The 498-nt window shown below is 71.7% G+C and carries 2 pseudogenes; both read right to left on the reverse strand.

Going from position 1 to position 498, the window contains the following annotated elements:
• Nucleotides 1-381, reverse strand: a pseudogene (locus ABB33_RS17905) (monovalent cation/H+ antiporter subunit D); the annotation flags it as partial.
• Nucleotides 378-498, reverse strand: a pseudogene (locus ABB33_RS18725) (Na+/H+ antiporter subunit C); the annotation flags it as partial. The pseudogenes ABB33_RS18725 and ABB33_RS17905, both read right to left, overlap by 4 nt.

The following is a 498-nucleotide window of genomic DNA, read 5'->3' on the forward strand; positions in this document are numbered from 1 at the left end:
GGTTAGGAACGCGCCGTTGAGGCCGACAAGCTGGAACTGGAACAGTGCGTGGAAATGCGGCGCGCGGCGGTCCCAGCCGGTGCAGGCGTGCAGCAGGCAGGCCGCGGCCAGCAGCAGCGTGGTGCCGAGCATCCAGCCGGCGAGGCGGTCGGCGACCAGGGCGATGCCCAGCCGCGCCGGCCAGTCGCCGAGCAGGTACACCATCGTCTCGCCCTGGCTGGTGGCGGCGATCAGCAGCACTTCGACCAGCGCCAGCAGCAGCATGCTGGCCCATGCCACGCTGCGCTGGACCTTCGGCCCGTAGCGCCGGTGCTCGACGAACAGCGACAGCGCCGCGCCCAGCAGCGGCACCAGGATCGGCAGGATCGGCAGGTGGTTCATGCGCCGCCCCCGTTGCCGGCTTCGCGGCCGTCGTCCGGCTCGTGCGCGTCGACGTGGTCGCTGTGGTTGTCGCTGCGGCTGCGTATCGCCAGCACGATGCTGACCGCGGTCATGGCG

Source organism: Stenotrophomonas acidaminiphila (genome assembly GCF_001431595.1).
Taxonomy (GTDB): Bacteria; Pseudomonadota; Gammaproteobacteria; order Xanthomonadales; family Xanthomonadaceae; genus Stenotrophomonas; species Stenotrophomonas acidaminiphila.